The sequence below is a fragment of the Escherichia sp. MAL-1 genome (assembly GCF_052948035.1).
In genome coordinates this window covers 130920-156749 of the sequence record NZ_CM129609.1, presented here as the reverse complement: position 1 = coordinate 156749, position 25830 = coordinate 130920, and the positions used below count along the sequence as shown (strand labels likewise).

The window sequence follows — 25830 nt, the reverse complement described above, 5'->3', positions numbered from 1 at the left end:
CGGCGCGGAGCGGGGGCGTGATTTCTCTCCATGCCGCGTGAATGAATTGGCTTAGGTGGAGTCGTTATGCCTTATCTACTTGAAATGAAGAACATTACCAAAACCTTCGGCAGTGTGAAGGCGATTGATAACGTCTGCTTGCGGTTGAATGCTGGCGAAATCGTCTCACTTTGTGGGGAAAATGGGTCTGGTAAATCAACGCTGATGAAAGTGCTGTGTGGTATTTATCCCCATGGCTCCTACGAAGGCGAAATTATTTTTGCGGGAGAAGAGATTCAGGCGAGTCACATCCGCGATACCGAACGCAAAGGTATCGCCATCATTCATCAGGAATTGGCCCTGGTGAAAGAATTGACCGTGCTGGAAAATATCTTCCTGGGTAACGAAATAACCCACAATGGCATTATGGATTATGACCTGATGACGCTACGCTGTCAGAAGCTGCTCGCACAGGTCAGTTTATCCATTTCACCTGATACCCGCGTTGGCGATTTAGGGCTTGGGCAACAACAACTGGTTGAAATTGCCAAGGCACTTAATAAACAGGTGCGCTTGTTAATTCTCGATGAACCGACAGCCTCATTAACTGAGCAGGAAACGTCGGTTTTACTGGATATTATTCGCGATCTACAACAGCACGGTATCGCCTGTATTTATATTTCGCACAAACTCAACGAAGTCAAAGCGATTTCCGATACGATTTGCGTTATTCGCGACGGACAGCACATTGGTACGCGTGATGCTGCCGGAATGAGTGAAGACGATATTATCACCATGATGGTCGGGCGAGAGTTAACCGCGCTTTACCCTAATGAACCACATACCACCGGAGATGAAATATTACGTATTGAACATCTGACGGCATGGCATCCGGTCAATCGTCATATTAAACGAGTTAATGATGTCTCGTTTTCCCTGAAACGTGGCGAAATACTGGGTATTGCCGGACTCGTTGGTGCCGGACGTACCGAGACCATTCAGTGCCTGTTTGGCGTGTGGCCCGGACAATGGGAAGGAAAAATTTATATTGATGGCAAACAGGTAGATATTCGTAACTGTCAGCAAGCCATCGCCCAGGGGATTGCGATGGTACCCGAAGACAGAAAGCGCGACGGCATCGTTCCGGTAATGGCGGTTGGTAAAAATATTACCCTCGCCGCACTCAATAAATTTACCGGTGGCATTAGCCAGCTTGATGACGCGGCAGAGCAAAAATGTATTCTGGAATCAATCCAGCAACTCAAAGTTAAAACGTCGTCCCCCGACCTTGCTATTGGACGTTTGAGCGGCGGCAATCAGCAAAAAGCGATCCTCGCTCGCTGTCTGTTACTTAACCCGCGCATTCTCATTCTTGATGAACCCACCAGGGGTATCGATATTGGCGCGAAATACGAGATCTACAAATTAATTAACCAACTCGTCCAGCAGGGTATTGCCGTTATTGTCATCTCTTCCGAATTACCTGAAGTGCTCGGCCTTAGCGATCGTGTACTGGTGATGCATGAAGGGAAACTAAAAGCCAACCTGATAAATCATAACCTGACTCAGGAGCAGGTGATGGAAGCCGCATTGAGGAGCGAACATCATGTCGAAAAGCAATCCGTCTGAAGTGAAATTGGCCGTACCGACATCCGGTGGCTTCTCCGGGCTGAAATCACTGAATTTGCAGGTCTTCGTGATGATTGCAGCTATCATCGCAATCATGCTGTTCTTTACCTGGACCACCGATGGTGCCTACTTAAGCGCCCGTAACGTCTCCAACCTGTTACGCCAGACCGCGATTACCGGCATCCTCGCGGTAGGAATGGTGTTCGTCATAATTTCTGCTGAAATCGACCTTTCCGTCGGCTCAATGATGGGGCTATTAGGTGGCGTCGCGGCGATTTGTGACGTCTGGTTAGGCTGGCCTTTGCCACTTACCATCATTGTGACGTTGGTTCTGGGACTGCTTCTCGGTGCCTGGAACGGATGGTGGGTCGCGTACCGCAAAGTCCCTTCATTTATTGTCACCCTCGCGGGCATGTTGGCATTTCGCGGCATACTCATTGGCATCACCAACGGCACGACTGTTTCCCCCACCAGCGCCGCGATGTCACAAATTGGGCAAAGCTATCTACCTGCCAGCACTGGCTTCATCATTGGCGCGCTTGGCTTAATGGCTTTTGTTGGTTGGCAATGGCGCGGAAGAATGCGCCGTCAGGCTTTGGGTTTGCAGTCTCCGGCCTCTACCGCAGTAGTCGGTCGCCAGGCTTTAACCGCTATCATCGTATTAGGCGCAATCTGGCTGTTGAATGATTACCGTGGCGTTCCCACTCCTGTTCTGCTGCTGACGTTGCTGTTACTCGGCGGAATGTTTATGGCAACGCGGACGGCATTTGGACGACGCATTTATGCCATCGGCGGCAATCTGGAAGCAGCACGTCTCTCCGGGATTAACGTTGAACGCACCAAACTTGCCGTGTTCGCGATTAACGGATTAATGGTAGCCATCGCCGGATTAATCCTTAGTTCTCGACTTGGCGCTGGTTCACCTTCTGCGGGAAATATCGCCGAACTGGACGCAATTGCAGCATGCGTGATTGGCGGCACCAGCCTGGCTGGCGGTGTGGGAAGCGTTGCCGGAGCAGTAATGGGGGCATTTATCATGGCTTCACTGGATAACGGCATGAGTATGATGGATGTACCGACCTTCTGGCAGTATATCGTTAAAGGTGCGATTCTGTTGCTGGCAGTATGGATGGACTCCGCAACCAAACGCCGTTCTTGATTTTGATAAAAATTTTCTCAAAGCCGGTTACGTATTACCGGTTTTGAGTTTTTGCATGATTCAGCAGGAAAAGAACCATGTTTACTAAACGTCACCGCATCACATTACTGTTCAATGCCAATAAAGCCTATGACCGGCAGGTAGTAGAAGGCGTAGGGGAATATTTACAGGCGTCACAATCGGAATGGGATATTTTCATTGAAGAAGATTTCCGCGCCCGCATTGATAAAATCAAGGACTGGTTAGGAGATGGCGTCATTGCCGACTTCGACGACAAACAGATCGAGCAAGCGCTGGCTGATGTCGACGTCCCCATTGTTGGGGTTGGCGGCTCGTATCACCTTGCAGAAAGTTACCCACCCGTTCATTACATTGCCACCGATAACTATGCGCTGGTTGAAAGCGCATTTTTGCATTTAAAAGAGAAAGGCGTTAACCGCTTTGCTTTTTATGGTCTTCCGGAATCAAGCGGCAAACGTTGGGCCACTGAGCGCGAATATGCATTTCGTCAGCTTGTCGCCGAAGAAAAGTATCGCGGAGTGGTTTATCAGGGGTTAGAAACCGCGCCAGAGAACTGGCAACACGCGCAAAATCGGCTGGCAGACTGGCTACAAACGCTACCACCGCAAACCGGGATTATTGCCGTTACTGACGCCCGAGCGCGGCATATTCTGCAAGTATGTGAACATCTACATATTCCCGTACCGGAAAAATTATGCGTGATTGGCATCGATAACGAAGAACTGACCCGCTATCTGTCGCGTGTCGCCCTTTCTTCGGTCGCTCAGGGCGCGCGGCAAATGGGCTATCAGGCGGCAAAACTGTTGCATCGATTATTAGATAAAGAAGAAATGCCGCTACAGCGAATTTTGGTCCCACCAGTTCGCGTCATTGAACGGCGCTCAACAGATTATCGCTCGCTGACCGATCCCGCCGTTATTCAGGCCATGCATTACATTCGTAATCACGCCTGTAAAGGGATTAAAGTGGATCAGGTACTGGATGCGGTCGGGATCTCGCGCTCCAATCTTGAGAAGCGTTTTAAAGAAGAGGTGGGTGAAACCATCCATGCCATGATTCATGCCGAGAAGCTGGAGAAAGCGCGCAGTCTGCTGATTTCAACCACCTTGTCGATCAATGAGATATCGCAAATGTGCGGTTATCCATCGCTGCAATATTTCTACTCTGTTTTTAAAAAAGCATATGACACGACGCCAAAAGAGTATCGCGATGTAAATAGCGAGGTCATGTTGTAGCGATGATGAGAATTGTCGGCGTCACATCAGGTAACGCTGCGTGGTTGTCGGATGCGGCGTGAACGCCTTATCCGACCTACCCGCCAGGCATGATAAAACGCACCAACAACGCTTCAGGCTCGTAGCTCAACTGCCTGAGACAAAGTAAAAAGCCTTATCCGACTGACAAGTCGGATAAGGCTCAAGGAAATGCAATTACATATGCGCCGCGATTAACCGTTGGTTATCCTGGTACATTGCGAACAGGTAGTTGTTATAACTCTTCCCTTTGGTCGAGTAGCCCTTCAGCTTGTGAATCATCGCTGTGGCAGTCACTTCCTGATCCGCTTTACGCAGCTGCGCACGCGATTTACGGAACGAAGAGTAAGCCGGGTGCGTATTCAGGTTAGTGACATAGGCGCTCACCGATTCTTTGACAGAACTAAACTGTGAGTACCCTTTCACTTTACCTGGCGCATTGGTACAACGTCCTTTCATGCATTTCATGCCGAACAGGTTGTTGTTGTTGCGCGCCAGCTTCGACGTTCCCCAACCGCTTTCTGCTGCAGCCATCGTCGCCACCATACTGGTGGGGATAATGTCTACGCGTTCAAGCAAGGTATTCCACGGGATTTTTCGCGTATTACCGGACCACTTCACCTTGTAGCGTTTGGCGATGTCTTTCAGACGCGCACGCTCAGCAGGTGACCATTGGCCCTGATACTGTTTTGAAATGAGCCAGTTACGTTCCGCAGTAATGGCCGCATTTTGGCTGGTAATGTAAGGCATTACGGTCCGGAGAAACGCCTTTTTCCTTGGTGTTCCGGAAGGGTATTTTCGCAAATCAGGAAGTGAACTACTCTTTGCACTATTGCGAGAATACTCTTGTTTACTGCTTACCTGTTTATTACTAGCTTTAGTTAAGTGGGACTTTTGACTCGCTGTTGTTGTGTGCGTCTTCGCTAACACCTCACTCGAAAACACCAGAGTGAGTAACATAAGAATCATCGCCCCATATCGTCGTATGGGAGTCAAAATCATCAGGTCTCCTGGTCGGATTTAATCATTCCAACACCTTATATTTTTCACAAATTTGAGAGTTGAATCTCAAATCATATCAAAAATAGCTGTCAAGAGCACCCCAAGGAATAGTCCAAATCTGAAACTATGTCACGTGTTAACGATTCAGATTGGCGCTAAATCGCAGAAAATGTGGGGGTTATCGCAAAATTCAGCCGTTTTTTGCGCGAGATCGCTCACCCTTGCTTCTCATCCTGTGGACTTACCGCTCAGGGATGAGTTTTGTTTGGCTTATCGCTGGCAAACTGTCTGAAATCGCAGCAATAAGGACTCATCCGCCATGAAACTCGCCGCCTGTTTTCTGACACTCCTTCCTGGCTTCGCCGTTGCCGCCAGCTGGACTTCTCCGGGGTTTCCCGCCTTTAGCGAACAGGGGACAGGAACATTTGTCAGCCACGCGCAGTTGCCCAAAGGTACGCGTCCACTAACGCTAAATTTTGACCAACAGTGCTGGCAGCCTGCGGATGCGATAAAACTCAATCAGATGCTTTCCCTGCAACCTTGTAGCAACACGCCGCCTCAATGGCGATTGTTCAGGGACGGCGAATATACGCTGCAAATAGACACCCGCTCCGGTACGCCAACATTGATGATTTCCATCCAGAACGCCGCCGAACCGGTAGCAAGCCTGGTCCGTGAATGCCCGAAATGGGATGGATTACCGCTCACAGTGGATGTCAGCGCCACTTTCCCGGAAGGAGCCGCCGTACGGGATTATTACAGCCAGCAAATTGCGATAGTGAAGAACGGTCAAATAATGTTACAACCCGCTGCCACCAGCAACGGTTTACTCCTGCTGGAACGGGCAGAAACTGACACATCCGCCCCTTTCGACTGGCATAACGCCACGGTTTACTTTGTGCTGACAGATCGTTTCGAAAACGGCGATCCCAGTAATGACCAGAGTTACGGACGTCATAAAGACGGTATGGCGGAAATTGGCACTTTTCACGGCGGCGATTTACGCGGCCTGACCAACAAACTGGATTACCTCCAGCAGTTGGGCGTTAATGCTTTATGGATAAGCGCCCCATTTGAGCAAATTCACGGCTGGGTCGGCGGCGGTACAAAAGGCGATTTCCCGCATTATGCCTACCACGGTTATTACACACAGGACTGGACGAATCTTGATGCCAATATGGGCAACGAAGCCGATCTACGGACGCTGGTTGATAGCGCACATCAGCGCGGTATTCGTATTCTCTTTGATGTCGTGATGAACCACACCGGCTATGCCACGCTGGCGGATATGCAGGAGTATCAGTTTGGCGCGTTATATCTTTCTGGTGACGAAGTGAAAAAATCGCTGGGTGAACGCTGGAGCGACTGGAAACCTGCCGCCGGGCAAACCTGGCATAGCTTTAACGATTACATTAATTTCAGCGACAAAACAGGCTGGGATAAATGGTGGGGAAAAAACTGGATCAGAACGGATATCGGCGATTACGACAATCCTGGATTCGACGATCTCACTATGTCGCTAGCCTTTTTGCCGGATATCAAAACCGAATCAACTACCGCTTCTGGTCTGCCGGTGTTCTATAAAAACAAAATGGATACCCACGCCAAAGCCATTGACGGCTATACGCCGCGCGATTACTTAACCCACTGGTTAAGTCAGTGGGTCCGCGACTATGGGATTGATGGTTTTCGGGTCGATACCGCCAAACATGTTGAGTTGCCCGCCTGGCAGCAACTGAAAACCGAAGCCAGCGCCGCGCTTCGCGAATGGAAAAAAGCTAACCCCGACAAAGCATTAGATGACAAACCTTTCTGGATGACCGGTGAAGCCTGGGGCCACGGCGTGATGCAAAGTGACTACTATCGCCACGGCTTCGATGCGATGATCAATTTCGATTATCAGGAGCAGGCGGCGAAAGCAGTCGACTGTCTGGCGCAGATGGATACGACCTGGCAGCAAATGGCGGAGAAATTGCAGGGTTTCAACGTGTTGAGCTACCTCTCGTCGCATGATACTCGCCTGTTCCGTGAAGGGGGCGACAAAGCAGCAGAGTTATTACTATTAGCGCCAGGCGCGGTACAAATCTTTTATGGTGATGAATCCTCGCGTCCGTTCGGTCCTACAGGTTCTGATCCGCTGCAAGGTACACGTTCGGATATGAACTGGCAGGATGTTAGCGGTAAATCTGCCGCCAGCGTCGCGCACTGGCAGAAAATCAGCCAGTTCCGCGCCCGCCATCCCGCAATTGGCGCGGGCAAACAAACGACACTTTTGCTGAAGCAGGGCTACGGCTTTGTTCGTGAGCATGGCGACGATAAAGTGCTGGTCGTCTGGGCAGGGCAACAGTAACTTTTCCGGCTTCCCGTTCGTCAGTACCTCGGGAAGCCGCCAACCAGGATAAAATGTCAGCCCTAATCAGCGTTGCAGGATAAAGCACCGCTCACTCTTCAACAGACCGATTTGCACCCCAGCAAATGTAGCGTTATTGTTACCTTCCTTGCTACAGAGTTCGACAGATATCCCGCTATGACATTCTCCCTTTTTGGTGACAAATTTACCCGCCACTCCGGCATTACGCTGTTGATGGAAGATCTGAACGACGGTTTACGCACGCCTGGCGCGATTATGCTCGGCGGCGGTAATCCGGCGCAGATCCCGGAAATGCAGGACTACTTCCAGACGCTACTGACCGACATGCTGGAAAGTGGCAAAGCGACTGATGCACTGTGTAACTACGACGGTCCACAGGGGAAAACGGAGCTACTCACACTGCTTGCCGGAATGCTGCGCGAGAAGTTGGGTTGGGATATCGAACCACAGAATATTGCACTAACAAACGGCAGCCAGAGCGCGTTTTTCTACTTATTTAACCTGTTTGCCGGACGCCGTGCCGATGGTCGGGTCAAAAAAGTGCTGTTCCCGCTTGCACCGGAATACATTGGCTATGCTGACGCCGGACTGGAAGAAGATCTGTTTGTCTCTGCGCGTCCGAATATTGAACTGCTGCCGGAAGGCCAGTTTAAATACCACGTCGATTTTGAGCATCTGCATATTGGCGAAGAAACCGGGATGATTTGCGTCTCCCGGCCGACGAATCCAACAGGCAATGTGATTACTGACGAAGAGTTGCTGAAGCTTGACGCGCTGGCGAATCAACACGGCATTCCGCTGGTGATTGATAACGCTTATGGCGTCCCGTTCCCGGGTATCATCTTCAGTGAAGCGCGCCCGCTATGGAATCCGAATATCGTGCTGTGCATGAGTCTTTCCAAGCTGGGTCTACCTGGCTCCCGCTGCGGCATTATCATCGCCAATGAAAAAATCATCACCGCCATCACCAATATGAACGGCATTATCAGCCTGGCACCTGGCGGTATTGGTCCGGCGATGATGTGTGAAATGATTAAGCGTAACGATCTGCTGCGCCTGTCTGAAACAGTCATCAAACCGTTTTACTACCAGCGTGTTCAGGAAACTATCGCCATCATTCGCCGCTATTTACCGGAAAATCGCTGCCTGATTCATAAACCGGAAGGAGCCATTTTCCTCTGGCTATGGTTTAAGGATTTGCCCATTACGACCGAGCAGCTCTATCAGCGCCTGAAAGCACGCGGCGTGCTGATGGTGCCGGGGCACAACTTCTTCCCAGGGCTGGATAAACCGTGGCCGCATACGCATCAATGTATGCGCATGAACTACGTACCAGAGCCGGAGAAAATTGAGGCGGGGGTGAAGATTCTGGCGGAAGAGATAGAAAGAGCCTGGGCTGAAAGTCACTAAAAATTGCCTGATGCGCTACGCTTATCAGGCCTACATGATTTCTGCAATATATTGAATTTGGAAGAATTTGTAGGCCGGATAGGGCGTTTACGCCGCATCTGGCATAAACAAAGCACGCTATTCCGGCGTTGAGAAACGCCGGAAAACGTTTCAAACAGGCTGCTGCCGTAGCCGATGCCGCTGCACTTTCTCGACATCCATGCACTGTAACGCCTTTGTCGGGCAGGCTTCAACACAGGCCGGTCCCGTCTCCCGATGCCAGCACAGATCGCACTTAATCGCCCTCGCCTTTTTGCGCGAAGAAACGACCTCCATCGCACCAAACGGGCAAGCCAGCATACAGCTTTTACAGCCAATGCAACGTGTTTGTTCAACGAAAATATGCCCTTGTTCGCGGCTTATCGCGTCAACAGGGCAGACATTCGCGCACGGTGCATCTTCACACTGATGACAGGCTACTGCCGTGGTCCAGCTGTGGTCTTTAATGACACGAATACGGGAAATAAACTCGTCTGGTGACAACGCAGCGCAATCCTGATTCTCCTGATGCGACACTGCGCAAGCCACTTCACAGGTACGGCAACCGATACATTTCGTCGCATCCGCAATAATAAACCGGTTCATGATCACTCCTTTGCACTAAAACAGCAGAGTGCCAGAGAGCGCGTCCCTACTGCTTTGATCCAACGAAGGAAATGTTAAAGTTTTGGCACTTGTCCAAAGCGTTATGTGATCGCGCCCAGGTCATCCCTGACAGTAAATCCCAGTTCATTAGAAATAGCCTGCGCGGTTTCACGCAGTGGTTTCAGGAGATTTTTCTCTCCCACCTGTTTCAGACGTGATGTCGAAAGCGAAATCGACACGGCGTACGGCACCCGCCCATGAATATCAAACACCGGAACAGCAATACAGGAGACGCCGAGTTCGTTTTCTTCTCTGTCCATCGCCGCTCCGCTTTCACGAATGTGCGCCAGTTCGTCGAACATCGCGGGCAGCTCGGTAATGGTATTGCGGGTTAACGGCTGGATCTCATGCTGATGGCTTTCCCAGTATGACTTCACGTAGTCCGGGTGACCAAACGCCATGTAGATCTTGCCCATTGCGGAACAGTAGAGCGGCATATGCTGGCCAATATAGGCACGGGTTCGCAGCATCCCGGTTGTGGGTTCCAGCTTATAAATCAAAATAGCGTGATCGTCTTCGCGGCTGGAGAAGTTAATGGTTTCACCAGTGGCGATGTTCAGTGCCTCAAGATGCGGAGCGGCGATATGAATGATATTCAGCGAAGACAGCGCCTTCTGCCCGACGGCAATAAATTTGGTGGTCAGGCGATAACTCCCTGCGGCAGGCGCGGTGGTCACATAGCCGCAGGACTGTAATCCCTGCAATAAGCGATGGACGGTACTCTTATTTAAACCAGCCAGCTCCGAAAGATGCGCCAACGGACAACCGTTTGGATAGTTGCTCAAAATCTCAATCAGCATCAACCCGCGAAACAGACTCTGGCTTCCGGCTGGACGCTCTTTTTCCTGCGCCATCTCGTTCTCTTTTTTTCCCATCACTTCTTTCCCCATTTTGTCGCGTCCTGATGGTAGCGCAAAGTGTGCCGTAGTTCACGATCTCGACAGATAATTTATAACCAATTGATTTTTATGTCTTTTGAAATTCATCAATCAGATTGCTTTGTTAAAAAGTGATCGATATATTTGAAATCAAGTTTCGCATATTGAAATTTTAAGCCAAAAAAGCGATCAAAAAAACAAGGAAGCCTGGGATGAAAGTGACATTTGAGCAGTTAAAAGCAGCCTTTAATCGGGTCTTAATTTCACGCGGCGTTGACAGCGAAACGGCTGACGCCTGTGCAGAGATGTTCGCCCGCACCACCGAATCCGGCGTTTATTCTCACGGCGTTAATCGTTTCCCTCGTTTCATTCAACAACTGGAAAACGGCGATATCATTCCTGATGCCCAACCCAAACGTATAACCAGCCTCGGCGCAATTGAACAGTGGGACGCCCAGCGTTCGATCGGTAACCTGACAGCGAAAAAGATGATGGATCGCGCCATTGAACTGGCTGCCGATCACGGTATTGGTCTGGTGGCACTACGTAATGCCAACCACTGGATGCGCGGCGGCAGCTACGGCTGGCAGGCGGCGGAAAAAGGCTATATTGGCATTTGCTGGACCAACTCCATCGCCGTAATGCCGCCGTGGGGCGCAAAAGAGTGTCGCATCGGCACTAACCCGCTGATCGTCGCCATTCCTTCCACGCCGATCACCATGGTCGATATGTCGATGTCGATGTTCTCTTACGGCATGTTAGAAGTTAACCGTCTGGCAGGTCGTCAGCTCCCGGTCGATGGTGGCTTTGATGATGAGGGCAATTTGACCAAAGAACCTGGCGTTATCGAGAAGAATCGCCGCATTTTGCCGATGGGCTACTGGAAAGGTTCTGGCATGTCGATTGTGCTGGATATGATCGCTACTCTCCTTTCCGACGGCGCATCCGTTGCCGAAGTCACCCAGGACAACAGCGACGAATACGGCATTTCACAAATTTTTATTGCCATTGAAGTGGACAAGCTTATCGACGGTCCCACCCGCGATGCCAAGCTGCAACGCATCATGGATTACGTTACTAGTGCCGAGCGTGCTGACGAAAATCAGGCCATTCGCTTACCCGGCCATGAATTTACTACCCTGCTGGCCGAAAACCGCCGTAACGGCATCACTGTTGATGACAGCGTGTGGGCCAAAATCCAGGCGTTATGAGGAGATAAGTCATGATTTTTGGACATATCGCGCAGCCCAATCCGTGCCGTTTGCCCGCCGCCATTGAAAAGGCGCTCGATTTTCTGCGCGCTACCGATTTCAACGCCCTGGAGCCGGGCGTTGTCGAAATCGACGGCAAAAATATTTATACGCAAATTATCGATTTAACCACACGCGAAGCGGTGGTAAACCGTCCGGAAGTGCATCGTCGGTATATCGATATTCAGTTTCTGGCGTGGGGCGAAGAGAAAATCGGCATTGCTATTGATACGGGAAATAATAAAGTCAGCGAATCACTATTAGAGCAGCGCGATATTATTTTTTATCACGACAGTGAACATGAATCATTTATAGAAATGATACCGGGCAGCTACGCAATTTTCTTTCCGCAGGATGTTCACCGACCAGGTTGTATTATGCAAACAGCCTCTGAGATACGAAAAATTGTGGTTAAAGTCGCATTAACGGCGCTGAATTAATCGAATAATCGTCTACGCCAGAACGCCTGGGTAATGTTATTGCTCTAACTATATTAATAATTCAGGTTGCTGCACATGCGACTTGAATTATGACAGACATAGCCTCAAGGAATAGCTATGAAAAAAATACTCGAAGCAATACTGGCGATTAATCTCGCCGTACTTTCCTGTATTGTATTTATAAACATTATTTTAAGATATGGTTTTCAGACAAGCATTTTATCTGTTGATGAATTGTCACGTTATTTATTTGTCTGGTTAACGTTTATTGGCGCGATTGTAGCTTTTATGGATAACGCCCACGTTCAGGTCACCTTTCTGGTGGAGAAACTCTCCCCCGCATGGCAGCGACGAGTCGCTCTGGTTACCCATTCCTTAATCTTATTTATTTGTGGCGCACTGGCCTGGGGCACAACGCTAAAAACAATTCAGGACTGGAGCGATTATTCACCGATCCTCGGTTTACCCATCGGCCTGATGTATGCCGCTTGTCTGCCCACCAGCCTCGTTATCGCATTCTTTGAACTGCGTCATTTATATCAACTCATCACGCATAGCAATTCTCTAACGTCGCCACCGCAAGGAGCTTAATCATGGCTGTGCTGATTTTTCTGGGCTGTCTGTTGGGTGGTATTGCTATCGGTTTGCCTATTGCCTGGGCACTGTTGTTGTGCGGGGCGGCGTTAATGTTCTGGCTGGACATGTTTGATGTCCAGATCATGGCACAAACGCTGGTGAACGGAGCCGATAGCTTCTCCCTGCTGGCGATTCCGTTCTTTGTGCTGGCGGGTGAAATCATGAATGCGGGCGGCTTGTCAAAACGCATTGTTGACCTGCCGATGAAACTGGTGGGGCATAAACCAGGCGGGCTGGGCTACGTCGGCGTGCTGGCAGCTATGATTATGGCGAGCCTTTCTGGTTCTGCCGTTGCGGATACCGCCGCCGTTGCCGCTCTACTGGTGCCGATGATGCGCAGCGCCAACTATCCGGTCAACCGGGCGGCGGGGCTGATTGCCTCTGGCGGCATTATCGCGCCAATTATTCCCCCTTCCATTCCGTTTATTATCTTCGGCGTTTCCAGCGGATTATCCATCAGTAAGCTGTTTATGGCGGGCATTGCCCCTGGCATGATGATGGGCGCAACGCTGATGCTTACCTGGTGGTGGCAGGCCAGTCGCCTTAATTTACCCCGCCAGCAAAAAGCAACGATGCAGGAAATCTGGCACTCTTTTGTCTCCGGTATCTGGGCGCTGTTTCTTCCAGTCATCATTATTGGCGGGTTTCGCTCCGGTCTGTTTACCCCTACCGAAGCCGGGGCCGTTGCTGCTTTCTATGCGCTGTTTGTCGCCACAGTTATTTACCGTGAAATGACCTTCGCCACACTTTGGCATGTACTCATTGGCGCGGCGAAAACCACCTCAGTGGTTATGTTTCTGGTGGCCTCGGCACAAGTTTCCGCCTGGCTGATTACCATTGCTGAACTGCCGATGATGGTTTCTGATTTACTGCAACCGTTGGTCGATTCACCGCGTCTGCTGTTTATCGTCATTATGGTGGCTATCCTGATTGTCGGCATGGTCATGGATTTAACGCCGACGGTATTAATTCTTACCCCGGTATTAATGCCTTTAGTTAAAGAGGCAGGAATCGATCCGATTTATTTCGGTGTCATGTTTATCATTAACTGCTCAATCGGCTTAATTACACCGCCTATCGGTAATGTACTTAACGTTATTTCAGGGGTGGCAAAACTCAAATTCGATGATGCAGTCAGAGGCGTTTTCCCTTACGTCCTGGTTTTATATTCATTATTAGTCGTATTTGTTTTTATTCCCGATCTCATCATCCTCCCTTTGAAATGGATTAATTAAAAGGAAAATATTATGAAATTACGCTCTGTAACCTACGCATTATTCATTGCTGGCCTGGCTGCATTCAGCACATCTTCTCTGGCGGCACAATCTTTACGTTTCGGTTATGAAACATCACAAACCGACTCGCAACATATTGCGGCGAAAAAATTCAATGATTTATTGCAGGAGAGAACCAAAGGCGAGCTGAAATTAAAACTGTTCCCGGACAGCACTCTCGGTAACGCGCAGGCGATGATCAGCGGCGTACGTGGCGGCACCATCGATATGGAAATGTCCGGCTCGAATAACTTTGCCGGGTTATCACCAGTGATGAACTTGCTTGATGTCCCTTTCCTGTTCCGCGATACCGCTCACGCGCATAAAACGCTCGACGGCAAAGTCGGTGATGATCTGAAAGCCTCACTTGAAGGTAAAGGACTGAAAGTACTGGCCTACTGGGAAAACGGCTGGCGCGATGTCACCAACTCGCGCGCACCGGTTAAAACCCCCGCCGACCTGAAAGGGCTGAAAATCCGCACCAACAATAGCCCGATGAATATCGCCGCATTCAAAGTCTTTGGCGCTAACCCGATCCCGATGCCGTTTGCCGAAGTCTATACCGGGCTGGAAACCCGCACTATCGACGCTCAGGAACACCCGATCAACGTCGTCTGGTCAGCAAAATTTTTCGAAGTGCAGAAGTTCCTTTCTCTGACGCACCACGCCTATTCCCCGCTTCTGGTGGTGATCAACAAAGCGAAGTTTGATGGCTTAAGTCCGGAGTTCCAGCAGGCGCTAGTTTCATCTGCACAAGAAGCGGGTAACTATCAGCGCAAACTGGTTGCTGAAGATCAGCAAAAAATCATCGACGGCATGAAAGAAGCGGGCGTGGAAGTCATCACCGATCTCGACCGCAAAGCCTTTAGCGACGCACTGGGGAATCAGGTTCGCGACATGTTTGTTAAAGATGTGCCGCAGGGAGCTGATCTGCTGAAAGCCGTGGATGAGGTGCAATAAACCATGACGCAATACTGGCTGGGGTTAGATTGTGGCGGTAGCTGGCTGAAAGCCGGGCTGTATGACCGCGAAGGCCGGGAGGCAGGCGTGCAGCGCCTGCCGCTGTGCGCATTAAGCCCGCAGCCAGGCTGGGCAGAGCGCGATATGGCAGAACTGTGGCAATGCTGCATGGCTGTCATTCGCGCCCTGCTTACTCATTCTGGTGTTAGCGGGGAACAAATTGTCGGTATCGGCATCTCCGCACAGGGAAAGGGCTTGTTTTTGCTGGATAAAAACGACAAACCGCTCGGGAATGCTATTTTGTCCTCGGACCGCTGGGCGATGGAAATCGTTCGTCGCTGGCAGGAAGATGGCATCCCGGAAAAACTCTACCCGCTGACCCGACAAACCTTGTGGACCGGGCATCCGGTGTCGCTGTTACGCTGGCTGAAAGAGCACGAACCAGAACGCTACGCGCAAATTGGCTGCGTGATGATGACGCACGACTACCTGCGCTGGTGTTTAACTGGCGTCAAAGGCTGTGAAGAGAGCAATATTTCCGAGTCCAACCTCTACAACATGAGTCTTGGGGAATATGACCCGTGCCTCACCGACTGGCTGGGGATCGCTGAAATCAATCACGCCCTGCCGCCTGTTGTCGGATCTGCCGAAATCTGCGGGGAGATCACCGCTCAGACAGCCGCCCTGACCGGTCTGAAAGCGGGTACGCCCGTTGTTGGCGGCCTGTTTGATGTGGTTTCCACCGCACTCTGCGCCGGGATCGAAGACGAATTTACCCTCAATGCGGTGATGGGGACCTGGGCGGTGACCAGCGGCATAACCCGCGGTTTACGTGACGGTGAAGCGCATCCGTATGTCTATGGTCGCTATGTTAACGATGGTGAATTTATCGTTCACGAAGCCAGCCCTACCTCTTCCGGCAACCTCGAATGGTTTACCGCACAGTGGGGAGAAATCTCGTTTGATGAGATCAATCAGGCCGTTGCCAGCTTGCCGAAGGCTGGGGGCGATCTCTTTTTCCTGCCGTTCCTGTACGGCAGCAACGCCGGACTCGAGATGACCAGTGGTTTCTACGGGATGCAGGCCATTCACACCCGCGCGCACCTGTTGCAGGCCATCTATGAAGGGGTGGTGTTCAGCCATATGACCCACCTCAACCGAATGCGCGAACGTTTTACTGATGTTCACACCCTACGCGTCACTGGCGGCCCGGCGCACTCCGATGTCTGGATGCAAATGCTGGCGGACGTCAGCGGTCTGCGTATCGAGCTGCCGCAGGTGGAAGAAACCGGCTGCTTTGGTGCGGCCCTTGCCGCCCGCGTCGGCACCGGGGTTTATCACAACTTCAGCGAAGCCCAACGTGACTTGCGACACCCGGTGCGCACCCTGCTGCCAGATATGACCGCCCATCAGCTTTACCAAAAAAAATATCAACGTTATCAGCATCTCATTGCCGCACTTCAGGGCTTTCACGCCCGCATTAAGGAGCACACATTATGAGCCGACCACTTCTGCAACTGGCCCTCGACCACTCATCACTTGAAGCCGCGCAGCGCGACGTGACGCTGTTAAAAGACAGCGTCGATATCGTCGAAGCGGGCACCATTCTCTGTTTAAACGAAGGGCTTGGCGCGGTGAAAGCCTTGCGCGAACAGTGCCCGGACAAAATCATCGTTGCTGACTGGAAGGTCGCCGACGCTGGTGAAACGCTCGCGCAACAGGCGTTTGGCGCAGGCGCTAACTGGATGACCATCATCTGCGCCGCGCCGCTCGCGACGGTAGAAAAAGGCCACGCAATGGCACAACGCTGCGGGGGTGAAATTCAGATAGAGCTGTTCGGTAACTGGACGCTGGACGACGCCCGCGACTGGCATCGTATTGGCGTGCGGCAGGCCATTTATCATCGCGGTCGTGATGCACAGGCCAGCGGGCAACAGTGGGGCGAAGCCGATCTGGCACGCATGAAGGCGCTTTCAGATATCGGCCTTGAGCTTTCCATTACTGGCGGGATTACCCCTGCTGACCTGCCGCTGTTTAAAGATATCCGCGTGAAAGCGTTTATTGCCGGGCGGGCACTGGCAGGCGCGGCAAATCCGGCGCAAGTGGCTGGCGATTTCCATGCGCAAATCGACGCTATCTGGGGAGGTGCGCGTGCGTAATCATCCGTTAGGGATTTATGAAAAAGCGCTGGCGAAAGATCTCTCCTGGCCGGAGCGGCTGGTGCTGGCAAAAAGCTGCGGTTTTGATTTTGTCGAAATGTCGGTGGATGAAACCGACGAACGGCTCTCACGTCTTGACTGGAGCGCCGCACAAAGGACTTCGCTGGTTGCCGCGATGATCGAAACAGGTGTTGGGATCCCGTCGATGTGCCTGTCCGCACATCGTCGCTTTCCCTTTGGTAGCCGTGACGAGGCAGTGCGCGAACGGGCGCGGGAAATCATGAGTAAAGCGATTCGCCTGGCGCGCGATCTCGGCATTCGCACCATCCAGCTGGCAGGTTATGACGTCTATTACGAAGACCACGACGAAGGCACCCGGCAACGTTTTGCTGAAGGGCTGGCGTGGGCAGTCGAACAGGCGGCGGCATCACAAGTAATGCTGGCGGTGGAGATTATGGATACCGCGTTTATGAACTCCATCAGCAAATGGAAAAAATGGGACGAGATGCTCGCCTCACCGTGGTTCACCGTCTACCCGGACGTCGGCAACCTCAGCGCCTGGGGCAATGATGTTCCCGCCGAACTGAAACTGGGCATTGACCGTATCGCCGCGATCCACCTGAAAGACACCCAGCCAGTCACCGGGCAAAGTCCCGGACAGTTCCGCGACGTGCCGTTTGGCGAAGGCTGCGTCGATTTCGTTGGCATCTTCAAAACGCTGCATAAACTGAACTATCGCGGTTCTTTCCTGATTGAGATGTGGACCGAAAAAGCCAAAGAGCCGGTGCTGGAGATTATTCAGGCGCGGCGTTGGATTGAAGCGCGTATGCAGGAGGCTGGATTTATATGTTAGAGCAACTGAAAGCCGACGTGCTGGCGGCGAATCTGGCGCTTCCCGCTCACCATCTGGTGACGTTCACCTGGGGCAATGTCAGCGCGGTAGACGAAACGCGGCAATGGATGGTAATCAAACCTTCCGGCGTCGAGTACGACGTGATGACCGCCGACGATATGGTGGTGGTTGAGATAGCCAGCGGTAAGGTGGTGGAAGGCAGCAAAAAACCCTCTTCCGATACACCAACGCATCTGGCGCTCTACCGTCGCTATGCCGAAATTGGCGGTATTGTGCATACCCACTCGCGCCACGCCACCATCTGGTCACAGGCCGGGCTGGATCTCCCCGCCTGGGGCACCACCCACGCCGATTATTTTTACGGTGCCATCCCCTGCACGCGACAGATGACCGCAGAGGAGATTAACGGCGAATATGAATATCAGACCGGCGAAGTGATCATTGAAACCTTCGAAGAACGTGGCAGGAGTCCGGCACAAATCCCGGCGGTGCTGGTGCATTCTCACGGCCCGTTCGCATGGGGTAAAAACGCCGCCGATGCCGTGCATAACGCCGTAGTACTCGAAGAATGCGCCTATATGGGTCTATTCTCGCGCCAGCTTGCGCCGCAGCCCCCTGCGATGCAAAACGAACTGCTGGATAAGCACTACCTGCGTAAGCATGGGGCCAATGCCTATTACGGGCAGTAATCCCTCACGCCGGGGCTTCATCGCCCCGGCACTACGAATTGATATGTTCCTTGCTGTAACGCCGCTTCCACGCTGCTGGCGTTAAACCAGTATGTTTCTGAAAAATCTGCCGGAAATAGCCAACGTCATTAAACCGTATTGCATGGAGCAGGCCGACAACGTCGAGTCACTGCATAACCTGTTGCTGCCCGCCGATGCGCCATTTACGACATTTGAAGGCAAGGGATTGTTCAGCCATAAGATCCTGATTCAGACGCCAGGTTCCCGGTATGAACAGAGCAATCCAGAGCAACAACCTTTGTGGCATTACGACGGAGCACCAGCCGCACCGACATCCACCGGTGAATTAAAAACGCCAGCTCACCCCGGTGACAAAGGTAAAACTCTCATTACGATCAATCATCGGGCTGTCGGTAATCTCTTCCGGCAGCTCGCTGTATCCTGCGCTCGCCATCAATACGACGTGCTCTCCTATCGGGTATTTTGCCGTCAGGCTGACATAGGGCACCCAGGCATCCTGCGCGGAATAACTTGCCAGACCGCTACAACGGGACTCACTCTCTGAAATGCCATAGTAATAGTCACTGAAATTCTCGTCATAATAGAGCACGCCCAGCGCAGGTGTCAGCGACAGGCGACCTATCTGCATTTTGTGGAAAACCGATAGCTCCCCCACCCAGCCGTTGCTGTTATCCAGAACGTCCGCAGCCGCAGAGGCTTTCACAGTTCCCCAACGCTCGTGGTGATACCAGGCAACCCCCGCCATAGCCGTACTATCACGCTTATCAAGCTGTTGCATGGCATAATCGTCATTATCGGCAGGGTCAAATTCCAGCGGCATCCAGGATGCGGTCAGGCTAAGTTCATTTTTTTCACTTTGCGACAGAATAAAACCTAACGTGGTCTGACGAACATAAAAAGAATCACCTTCATAACTAATCAGGGGAATTGCCTTTGTATTTTCATTATAACCGCGATAAGGCGATTCATTATAAGCCGCACCGGCACCAATGAATAATTCAGAAGCAGTTGCGCTTGCCATAAAAGGCAACGCAAATAACGCCACAATATTGCGGTTAATTAACATGTTCGGTATTCCATTTTAAAATAAGATAAAAAAGAGTCGGCATAGTAATGCTTACAATTTCTCCGGTGCAAGATTCATATTTATATAGTAATATATAAAATTATATATAATTGGGCTGTTGCGATGACAAAATTACAACTTAAGTACCGGGAGTTAAAAATTATCTCGGTAATCGCTGCCAGTGAAAATATCAGCCATGCCGCGACTGTACTTGGCATCGCACAGGCCAACGCCAGCAAATATCTTGCTGATTTTGAATCAAAAGTGGGTTTAAAAGTCTTTGACCGAACCACCCGGCAGCTGATGCTCACACCTTTTGGTACCGCGCTGTTACCGTACATCAACGACATGCTGGACAGAAACGAGCAGCTTAATAATTTTATTGCAGATTATAAGCATGAGAAACGTGGTCGGGTCACCATCTACGCCCCAACCGGCATAATTACCTATTTATCCAAACATGTAATCGATAAAATTAAAGATATCGGTGATATCACCTTATCGCTAAAAACCTGCAATCTTGAGCGTAATGCCTTTTATGAAGGCGTCGAATTTCCTGATGATTGTGATGTTTTAATCAGCTACGCTCCACCAAAAGATGAATCGCTGGTTGCCAGTTTTATTACCCAATATGCCGTAACCGCTTATGCCAGCCAGCGCTATCTTGAGAAACATCCCATTAGCCGTCCTGACGAACTCGAACATCACTCCTGTATTTTGATCGACTCGATGATGATCGACGACGCGAATATCTGGCGCTTCAACGTCGCCGGGAGTAAAGAGGTGCGGGATTATCGCGTGAAGGGAAATTACGTTTGCGACAACACGCAATCTGCGCTGGAGCTGGCACGAAATCACCTGGGGATTGTGTTTGCGCCAGACAAAAGTGTGCAGAGCGACCTGCAAGACGGCACGCTGGTGCCCTGCTTTCAGCAACCCTATGAATGGTGGCTGGATCTGGTGGCTATCTTCCGTAAACGGGAATACCAGCCCTGGCGGGTCCAGTATGTGCTGGATGAAATGCTGCGTGAAATTCGCCACCAGCTTGCTCAGTCGCAGCAACTGCGGCCTGAACAAGCGGCGGAAAGCGAAGATTAATGATCGAGATAAAGGTAATGCACCCAGCTGGTCATGCGTAATAGCACTTTGCGCATCACCGAGACATGGCTGAAATGATCAGAGTAAACCGCCACCTGGGCGTAAATACCGTCTGGTAAAGCGCTCAAATCAGTGTGCTCATCCAGTTCAATGGTCGCGATAACGCCATCTGAACCCGGCGCTGTGTTTAACGTCTGTAAGGTGCCGGTCGACTGATAAGCTCCGCCGGGAACGGCTGGACTAATGGCTGCCAGCTTACCGCTGAATACCTTACCTGGCAGAGCATTAAACACCACTTCCGCATCGTCGCCAGGAGCCAGTCGCAGCAAGGAGTTCTGACGGAACTGCGCCACGATTTGTCGTTTCTGATCGGGTATAAACACCATCACCGGACGTAGCGGCAGCGACGCGGCATAGGTACCCGGACGAATCAGTACCTGGGTCACATAACCATCGCTCGGCGCACGCACTATCGTCTGCTCAAGGTTATATTTTGCTTCCGCGAGCTGTGCTTTCAGGCTGGCGATTTGAGAATGTTCACCCAACACCAGGCTATCCAGCTGGCTCTGGATCTGTTTTTGTTCCGCCGCCGATGACTTCACGGAGGCTTCCTGCGCCAGATAATTTTGCCGCGCCACATCGATATCGCGTTCTGAAAACGGGTTTACTTTCGCCTGGCTGCCACGTGCGTAACGCTGATACTCTTTAGCGAATTTATCCCGCGTGGCCTTTGCCTGCTGAGTATTCGCCGCCATCTCATCTAACTCTGCGCCCAACGCCCGCTGTTTATGTTCTGCGGTAACGATATCCGCCATCAGCCGATCCACCCGCGCCTGATAACGCGTCGGGTCCAGTCGAAATAGCACCTCACCTTTTTTAATCAGCGTATTTTTCTTATCCGTCACTTCAATCACCACACCAGTCACCTGTGGGACAACAGGAATAGAAATAACCGCTTTTTGCGCTTTAAAGGTATACGGATGGTTATAGTTCATTAACAGAATTAGACCGCTGACAATAAATATTCCACCCAGGGCCGCTGTGGGAATGGTCCATTTATTTACGGGAATTTTGAAGATCTTAAACATTGCCCATGCAAAAGCCACATAGGTCAAAATAATCAGTAAATCCATAAGTATTACTCGGCAGAAGAGGATTTGATGTCGGCGAGCTGTTTCTCCAGCCCGGCAATGCGCTGTTGCAGTTGCATAACGGATGAATCATGGCTTTGCATTCCCCATCCCCGCTCCGGGCGGTAAAGCGTGGCCCAAATCCACAAAAACGGCCAGATAACATGTAACGTAAAAAGACTCACCCAACCAGCAACATGAATGGCGTCGGCATGAGGATGATTACGTTTTTTGGCAATCAGGTAGGGAATATCATGTAAAATAATGATCCCATAGAAGATCACCAGAAATACAAAAATAAGCACTCCCAGTGCAAAATAGTCCAGGAACATATTTCCCTCAAAGAATATAAAAAAGAACAATTAACGCATATTATGAAATGCCATGATGCAGTGCAATTTCCTTATTTATATAACGACATATTGTTTTTTATATACTTTCTTAAATGTGCTGTCTGGTTTTTCAACAGGACGAGGTTTATCATATTGAAATAGTGGAACTATTGGCCAAACTAATGAATAACTCCAGTAAAACATCCACAGTACAGATTAAGCGTATTAAACCTTCAATTATCTACCGTTTATTGCTGATTGGCCTCGGATCACCAATGGTGATTTACGGCCTGGTTCGCCCGCTCACCATCGAAACGCGAGATTAAACTCCTGACAAAACACGCCCCAGAAACGTACTTCTGTTGGCGTAGTCTGGGTTATTGCGCACGTAGGTTTAAAACGTAAATTGTAACAACGTGCGCTTTGTTTATGCCGGATGCGGCGTGTACGCCTTATCCGGCCTACGGTCAGGTTCCCGTAGGCATGATAAGACGCGTAAGCGTCGCATCAGGCAATGAATACCCAATGCGACCAGCTTCTTATATCAGAACAGCCCCAACGGTTTATCCGAGTAGCTCACCAGCAGGCACTTGGTTTGCTGGTAATGCTCCAGCATCATCTTGTGGGTTTCGCGACCGATACCTGATTGTTTGTAGCCACCAAACGCCGCATGTGCCGGGTAAGCGTGATAACAGTTGGTCCACACGCGCCCAGCCTGTATGCCGCGCCCCATCTTATAGGCCAGATTACCGTTGCGGCTCCAGACGCCCGCGCCCAGGCCATATTGCGTATCGTTCGCCAGCTCCAGCGCTTCTTCCATCGTTTTGAAGGTGGTCACCGCCAGCACCGGGCCAAAAATCTCCTCCTGGAACACCCGCATATTGTTCTGACCAAACAGAATCGTCGGTTCGAGGTAGTAGCCGTCTTTCAGTTCACCTTCCAGCAGCTTGCGCCGCCCGCCTGTGAGCACGTCAGCGCCCTCTTTTTTACCGATATCAATGTAGTTGAGGATGGTTTCCAGTTGCCCGTGAGAAACCTGCGCGCCCATTTGCGTCACGCTGTCGAGCGGGTTACCGCTACGAATGCTTTCGACACGGCGGATGGCGCGTTCCATAAAGCGTTCGTAGATAGATTCCTGCACTAAAGCACGACTCGGACAGGTGCAAACTTCGCCCTGGTTAAAGGCAAACAGTGCAAAGCCTTCCAGCGCTTTATCGAAAAAGGCATCTTCTTCATCCATCACATCAGCAAAGAAGATATTTGGCGATTTGCCGCCCAGCTCCAGCGTCACCGGAATAATGTTTTGCGTGGCGTATTGCATAATTTGTTGGCCCACTTCCGTTGAGCCGGTAAACGCCACTTTGGCGATGCGTTTCGAGGTCGCCAGATATTCGCCAATTTCCCCACCTGCGCCGTTGACCACGTTCACCACGCCCGGCGGCAGTAAATCACCGACGATTTCCATTAGCAGCAGTACAGAAAGCGGGGTAAGACGTGCGGGTTTCAGCACCACACAGTTGCCCGCCGCCAGCGCGGGAGCCATTTTCCAGCTCGCCATCAGCAGCGGGAAGTTCCACGGAATAATCTGCCCCACCACGCCTAACGGTTCATGGAAATGATAGGCCACGGTTTCGCTATCAACTTCACTGATACCGCCTTCCTGTGCCCGGATACACGAGGCGAAATAGCGGAAATGGTCAATCGCCAGCGGTACATCAGCAGCACTGGTTTCGCGAATGGGTTTGCCGTTATCCCAGGTTTCAGCTGTCGCTAACAGCTCGAGGTTTTGTTCCATTCGATCGGCAATCTTAAACAGAATCGCCGCACGATCCTGCACCGAGGTGTGCGCCCATTTATCTTTCACTTTGTGCGCAGCATCCAGCGCCAGATCGATGTCTCGTTTGCCCGAAGACGCCACTTCGCACAGCAGCTGCCCGGTCACCGGCGTCAGATTCTGGTAATACTCGCCGTCGGCAGGGGCTACCCATTCGCCGCCAATAAAGTTGTCATAGCGGGCTTTTAACTTGAGGGGGAAACCATACTCGCCGGGCTTAATCTGTGCTGAAGGGGGATTATTGGTCATGATCGTCTCCTTGCGGTGTGAGGTATAACAAGGGTAGACGTGACTGGCGAAATCTTCGCCAGTCGGTAACAGCTTTACGACAGCTATCACGAATTTACGGGCAAGGGTTACAGAGATAGTTGAAAAAGCGGCTGACAATTTGCCAGCCGTTGTGGAAATGATGATTACATCGCTGCGCGATAAATCGCCACAATTTCTTCGTGAGTTGCCTGGATCGGGTTAGTAAAACCACAGGCATCTTTCAGGGCATTAGTCGCCAGAACCGCGAAATCTTCTTCTTTCACGTTCAGGTCGCGTAGGCCTGCCGGGATATCCACTTTCTTCGCCAGTTCACGGATGGCGTTAATGCAGGCTTCAGCACCTTCCGCATCGTTTTTACCTGTCACGTTCACGCCCATTGCAGCGGCACAGTCACGCAGACGTGCGGCGGCGACTTTGCTGTTGAATACCTGAACATGCGGCAGCAAAACGGCGTTACATACACCGTGTGGCAGGTTGTAGAAACCGCCCAGCTGGTGCGCCATCGCATGAACATAACCCAGAGAAGCATTATTGAACGCCATACCGGCGAGGAACTGGGCATAAGCCATTGCTTCACGCGCTTTCGCATTACTGCCATCTTCAACGGCTAACGGCAGGTTTTCGGCAATCATGGTCACGGCTTTCAGTGCACAAGCGTCAGTGATCGGCGTGGCGGCAATAGAAACATACGCTTCGATAGCGTGCGTTAAGGCGTCCATACCAGTGGCGGCGGTCAGTGACTTCGGCATACCGATCATCAGCGAGGAGTCATTGACAGAAAGCAGCGGAGTCACGTGCTTATCAACAATCGCCATTTTGATGTGACGCGCTTCGTCGGTGATGATGCAGAAACGAGTCATTTCTGATGCTGTACCCGCAGTGGTATTGATGGCGATCATCGGCAGCTGCGGTTTTGCAGAGCGGTCAACGCCTTCATAATCACGGATATCACCACCATTGGCTGCCACCAGCGCAATACCTTTTGCACAGTCATGCGGAGAACCACCGCCTAAGGAAATCACGCTATCGCAATTATTTTCTTTAAGTAATTTCAAACCTGCGGCGACGTTTTCCGTGGTTGGGTTAGGTTGGGTGCCATCATAAATAACGCTAAAAATATTGCGTTCTTCCAGTGCTTTTTGCACATCACCCGCCATACCTAATTTCGTTAACATATTGTCAGTGACAATTAAGGTACGGGTAAATCCATAATCTGCCATCATATTCATTGCATCAGTCAATGAATCAGCGCCGATGACATTCACAGAAGGAATAAAGAAAGTTGAAGATGCCATAACACACTCCTGAAAGTGTAAAAAAGGGCGGGCAGCTTACTGAGGATTTTCATTCGAAAATATGATCAGTATTATTGATTATCAAAATTAATCTAATAAAAAGCACATTGTATTCATTAAACAATGTGCTTTTTTTA

Annotated in this window: 24 protein-coding genes and 2 pseudogenes; 17 read left to right on the top strand and 9 right to left on the bottom strand. The window is 51.0% G+C overall.

Annotated elements, in window-relative coordinates; all coding sequences use genetic code 11:
• Positions 1–66 precede the first annotated feature (66 nt).
• From xylG to xylR, 3 genes are all read left to right on the top strand, one after another.
• Entirely contained in the window at positions 67–1608 is a 1542-nt protein-coding gene (gene xylG, locus ACU8XX_RS00740; RefSeq protein WP_001146479.1) for a D-xylose ABC transporter ATP-binding protein, read from the top strand.
• A complete protein-coding gene (gene xylH / locus ACU8XX_RS00735; RefSeq protein WP_000045978.1) occupies positions 1586–2767 on the top strand; it encodes a xylose ABC transporter permease XylH in 1182 nt (393 codons plus the stop codon). Before xylG ends, xylH begins: the two co-directional genes overlap by 23 nt.
• Positions 2768–2844: 77 nt before the next feature.
• Positions 2845–4023, top strand: a complete 1179-nt coding sequence (gene xylR / locus ACU8XX_RS00730; protein ID WP_000494484.1) for a D-xylose utilization transcriptional activator XylR — start codon at positions 2845–2847, stop codon at positions 4021–4023.
• Positions 4024–4218: 195 nt separating this feature from the next.
• On the opposite strand, the gene ACU8XX_RS00725 is transcribed toward xylR, so the two are convergent.
• A complete protein-coding gene (locus tag ACU8XX_RS00725; protein WP_001297957.1) occupies positions 4219–5043 on the bottom strand; it encodes a protein bax in 825 nt (274 codons plus the stop codon).
• Positions 5044–5362: 319 nt separating this feature from the next.
• Here ACU8XX_RS00725 and malS point away from each other — a divergent pair, with 319 nt between their 5' ends.
• Positions 5363–7393: an alpha-amylase gene (malS, locus tag ACU8XX_RS00720; RefSeq protein WP_000761225.1), complete on the top strand. Its 2031-nt coding sequence runs from the start codon at positions 5363–5365 to the stop codon at positions 7391–7393.
• Positions 7394–7570: 177 nt separating this feature from the next.
• A complete protein-coding gene (gene avtA / locus ACU8XX_RS00715) occupies positions 7571–8824 on the top strand; it encodes a valine--pyruvate transaminase (RefSeq protein WP_000144361.1) in 1254 nt (417 codons plus the stop codon).
• 150 nt (positions 8825–8974) lie between these two features.
• Here avtA and ACU8XX_RS00710 read toward each other — a convergent pair whose 3' ends face one another.
• Both ACU8XX_RS00710 and yiaJ read right to left on the bottom strand, forming a co-directional pair.
• Positions 8975–9448 (bottom strand): 4Fe-4S binding protein, encoded by a 474-nt coding sequence (locus tag ACU8XX_RS00710; RefSeq protein WP_001295229.1) that lies wholly within the window; start codon positions 9446–9448, stop codon positions 8975–8977.
• A gap of 101 nt (positions 9449–9549) precedes the next feature.
• Positions 9550–10398, bottom strand: a complete 849-nt coding sequence (gene yiaJ, locus ACU8XX_RS00705; RefSeq protein ID WP_000514240.1) for an IclR family transcriptional regulator YiaJ — start codon at positions 10396–10398, stop codon at positions 9550–9552.
• 200 nt (positions 10399–10598) lie between these two features.
• Here yiaJ and yiaK point away from each other — a divergent pair, with 200 nt between their 5' ends.
• From yiaK to araD, 9 genes are all read left to right on the top strand, one after another.
• Entirely contained in the window at positions 10599–11597 is a 999-nt protein-coding gene (gene yiaK, locus ACU8XX_RS00700) for a 3-dehydro-L-gulonate 2-dehydrogenase (protein ID WP_000869037.1), read from the top strand.
• A gap of 11 nt (positions 11598–11608) precedes the next feature.
• Positions 11609–12076, top strand: coding sequence for a YhcH/YjgK/YiaL family protein (locus tag ACU8XX_RS00695; RefSeq protein ID WP_000576077.1), 468 nt, complete (start codon positions 11609–11611; stop codon positions 12074–12076).
• A gap of 117 nt (positions 12077–12193) precedes the next feature.
• Entirely contained in the window at positions 12194–12667 is a 474-nt protein-coding gene (yiaM, locus tag ACU8XX_RS00690) for a 2,3-diketo-L-gulonate TRAP transporter small permease YiaM (RefSeq protein WP_032174355.1), read from the top strand.
• A gap of 2 nt (positions 12668–12669) precedes the next feature.
• Positions 12670–13947 carry a 2,3-diketo-L-gulonate TRAP transporter large permease YiaN gene (gene yiaN / locus ACU8XX_RS00685; RefSeq protein WP_000279599.1) on the top strand — a complete coding sequence of 426 codons (1278 nt, stop codon included), beginning with the start codon at positions 12670–12672 and terminating at the stop codon, positions 13945–13947.
• A gap of 12 nt (positions 13948–13959) precedes the next feature.
• Positions 13960–14946, top strand: a complete 987-nt coding sequence (yiaO, locus tag ACU8XX_RS00680; RefSeq protein ID WP_000776887.1) for a 2,3-diketo-L-gulonate TRAP transporter substrate-binding protein YiaO — start codon at positions 13960–13962, stop codon at positions 14944–14946.
• 3 nt (positions 14947–14949) lie between these two features.
• Positions 14950–16446 (top strand): L-xylulokinase, encoded by a 1497-nt coding sequence (gene lyxK, locus ACU8XX_RS00675; RefSeq protein ID WP_112034057.1) that lies wholly within the window; start codon positions 14950–14952, stop codon positions 16444–16446.
• A complete protein-coding gene (gene ulaD, locus ACU8XX_RS00670) occupies positions 16443–17105 on the top strand; it encodes a 3-keto-L-gulonate-6-phosphate decarboxylase UlaD (protein ID WP_000089481.1) in 663 nt (220 codons plus the stop codon). Before lyxK ends, ulaD begins: the two co-directional genes overlap by 4 nt.
• The gene (locus ACU8XX_RS00665; RefSeq protein WP_001295230.1) at positions 17098–17958 is read left to right on the top strand and encodes an L-ribulose-5-phosphate 3-epimerase; all 861 of its coding nucleotides are present in this window, start codon (positions 17098–17100) and stop codon (positions 17956–17958) included. The genes ulaD and ACU8XX_RS00665 overlap by 8 nt, the downstream gene beginning before the upstream one ends.
• The gene (gene araD, locus ACU8XX_RS00660) at positions 17952–18647 is read left to right on the top strand and encodes an L-ribulose-5-phosphate 4-epimerase (protein ID WP_112034058.1); all 696 of its coding nucleotides are present in this window, start codon (positions 17952–17954) and stop codon (positions 18645–18647) included. Before ACU8XX_RS00665 ends, araD begins: the two co-directional genes overlap by 7 nt.
• A gap of 31 nt (positions 18648–18678) precedes the next feature.
• On the opposite strand, the pseudogene ACU8XX_RS00655 reads toward araD, so the two are convergent.
• Positions 18679–18780, bottom strand: a pseudogene (locus tag ACU8XX_RS00655) (AraC family transcriptional regulator); the annotation flags it as partial.
• Between the two features lie 3 nt (positions 18781–18783).
• Between ACU8XX_RS00655 and ACU8XX_RS00650 the strand changes: the two are divergent.
• Positions 18784–18972: pseudogene (locus ACU8XX_RS00650) on the top strand (hypothetical protein); the annotation flags it as partial.
• A gap of 21 nt (positions 18973–18993) precedes the next feature.
• Here the strand turns inward: ACU8XX_RS00650 and ACU8XX_RS00645 are convergent.
• Positions 18994–19734, bottom strand: coding sequence for a MipA/OmpV family protein (locus ACU8XX_RS00645; RefSeq protein WP_089640342.1), 741 nt, complete (start codon positions 19732–19734; stop codon positions 18994–18996).
• A gap of 123 nt (positions 19735–19857) precedes the next feature.
• Between ACU8XX_RS00645 and ACU8XX_RS00640 the strand changes: the two genes are divergently transcribed.
• Positions 19858–20832, top strand: coding sequence for a LysR family transcriptional regulator (locus ACU8XX_RS00640; RefSeq protein WP_000164021.1), 975 nt, complete (start codon positions 19858–19860; stop codon positions 20830–20832).
• Here ACU8XX_RS00640 and ACU8XX_RS00635 read toward each other — a convergent pair.
• Together ACU8XX_RS00635 and ACU8XX_RS00630 are read right to left on the bottom strand one after the other, a co-directional pair.
• Positions 20829–21965: an HlyD family secretion protein gene (locus ACU8XX_RS00635; RefSeq protein WP_000364884.1), complete on the bottom strand. Its 1137-nt coding sequence runs from the start codon at positions 21963–21965 to the stop codon at positions 20829–20831. The genes ACU8XX_RS00640 and ACU8XX_RS00635 overlap by 4 nt on opposite strands.
• 5 nt (positions 21966–21970) lie before the next feature.
• On the bottom strand, positions 21971–22294 hold the full coding sequence (locus ACU8XX_RS00630; protein ID WP_000478195.1) for a DUF3302 domain-containing protein: 324 nt from the start codon (positions 22292–22294) through the stop codon (positions 21971–21973).
• Positions 22295–22476: 182 nt separating this feature from the next.
• Between ACU8XX_RS00630 and ACU8XX_RS00625 the strand changes: the two genes are divergently transcribed.
• The gene (locus ACU8XX_RS00625; RefSeq protein WP_001066080.1) at positions 22477–22620 is read left to right on the top strand and encodes a hypothetical protein; all 144 of its coding nucleotides are present in this window, start codon (positions 22477–22479) and stop codon (positions 22618–22620) included.
• Between the two features lie 218 nt (positions 22621–22838).
• Here ACU8XX_RS00625 and aldB read toward each other — a convergent pair whose 3' ends face one another.
• A complete protein-coding gene (gene aldB / locus ACU8XX_RS00620; RefSeq protein ID WP_000183978.1) occupies positions 22839–24377 on the bottom strand; it encodes an aldehyde dehydrogenase AldB in 1539 nt (512 codons plus the stop codon).
• A 164-nt stretch (positions 24378–24541) separates the two neighbouring features.
• The gene (yiaY, locus tag ACU8XX_RS00615) at positions 24542–25693 is read right to left on the bottom strand and encodes an L-threonine dehydrogenase (RefSeq protein ID WP_000168700.1); all 1152 of its coding nucleotides are present in this window, start codon (positions 25691–25693) and stop codon (positions 24542–24544) included.
• Positions 25694–25830: the final 137 nt, after the last annotated feature.

Coding starts and splice junctions, on each gene's coding strand:
- xylG (WP_001146479.1), top strand. CDS start 67: ATGCCTTATCTACTTGAAATGAAGAACATTACCAAAACCTTCGGCAGT.
- xylH (WP_000045978.1), top strand. CDS start 1,586: ATGTCGAAAAGCAATCCGTCTGAAGTGAAATTGGCCGTACCGACATCC.
- xylR (WP_000494484.1), top strand. CDS start 2,845: ATGTTTACTAAACGTCACCGCATCACATTACTGTTCAATGCCAATAAA.
- ACU8XX_RS00725 (WP_001297957.1), bottom strand. CDS start 5,043: ATGATTTTGACTCCCATACGACGATATGGGGCGATGATTCTTATGTTA.
- malS (WP_000761225.1), top strand. CDS start 5,363: ATGAAACTCGCCGCCTGTTTTCTGACACTCCTTCCTGGCTTCGCCGTT.
- avtA (WP_000144361.1), top strand. CDS start 7,571: ATGACATTCTCCCTTTTTGGTGACAAATTTACCCGCCACTCCGGCATT.
- ACU8XX_RS00710 (WP_001295229.1), bottom strand. CDS start 9,448: ATGAACCGGTTTATTATTGCGGATGCGACGAAATGTATCGGTTGCCGT.
- yiaJ (WP_000514240.1), bottom strand. CDS start 10,398: ATGGGGAAAGAAGTGATGGGAAAAAAAGAGAACGAGATGGCGCAGGAA.
- yiaK (WP_000869037.1), top strand. CDS start 10,599: ATGAAAGTGACATTTGAGCAGTTAAAAGCAGCCTTTAATCGGGTCTTA.
- ACU8XX_RS00695 (WP_000576077.1), top strand. CDS start 11,609: ATGATTTTTGGACATATCGCGCAGCCCAATCCGTGCCGTTTGCCCGCC.
- yiaM (WP_032174355.1), top strand. CDS start 12,194: ATGAAAAAAATACTCGAAGCAATACTGGCGATTAATCTCGCCGTACTT.
- yiaN (WP_000279599.1), top strand. CDS start 12,670: ATGGCTGTGCTGATTTTTCTGGGCTGTCTGTTGGGTGGTATTGCTATC.
- yiaO (WP_000776887.1), top strand. CDS start 13,960: ATGAAATTACGCTCTGTAACCTACGCATTATTCATTGCTGGCCTGGCT.
- lyxK (WP_112034057.1), top strand. CDS start 14,950: ATGACGCAATACTGGCTGGGGTTAGATTGTGGCGGTAGCTGGCTGAAA.
- ulaD (WP_000089481.1), top strand. CDS start 16,443: ATGAGCCGACCACTTCTGCAACTGGCCCTCGACCACTCATCACTTGAA.
- araD (WP_112034058.1), top strand. CDS start 17,952: ATGTTAGAGCAACTGAAAGCCGACGTGCTGGCGGCGAATCTGGCGCTT.
- ACU8XX_RS00645 (WP_089640342.1), bottom strand. CDS start 19,734: ATGTTAATTAACCGCAATATTGTGGCGTTATTTGCGTTGCCTTTTATG.
- ACU8XX_RS00640 (WP_000164021.1), top strand. CDS start 19,858: ATGACAAAATTACAACTTAAGTACCGGGAGTTAAAAATTATCTCGGTA.
- ACU8XX_RS00635 (WP_000364884.1), bottom strand. CDS start 21,965: ATGGATTTACTGATTATTTTGACCTATGTGGCTTTTGCATGGGCAATG.
- ACU8XX_RS00630 (WP_000478195.1), bottom strand. CDS start 22,294: ATGTTCCTGGACTATTTTGCACTGGGAGTGCTTATTTTTGTATTTCTG.
- ACU8XX_RS00625 (WP_001066080.1), top strand. CDS start 22,477: ATGAATAACTCCAGTAAAACATCCACAGTACAGATTAAGCGTATTAAA.
- aldB (WP_000183978.1), bottom strand. CDS start 24,377: ATGACCAATAATCCCCCTTCAGCACAGATTAAGCCCGGCGAGTATGGT.
- yiaY (WP_000168700.1), bottom strand. CDS start 25,693: ATGGCATCTTCAACTTTCTTTATTCCTTCTGTGAATGTCATCGGCGCT.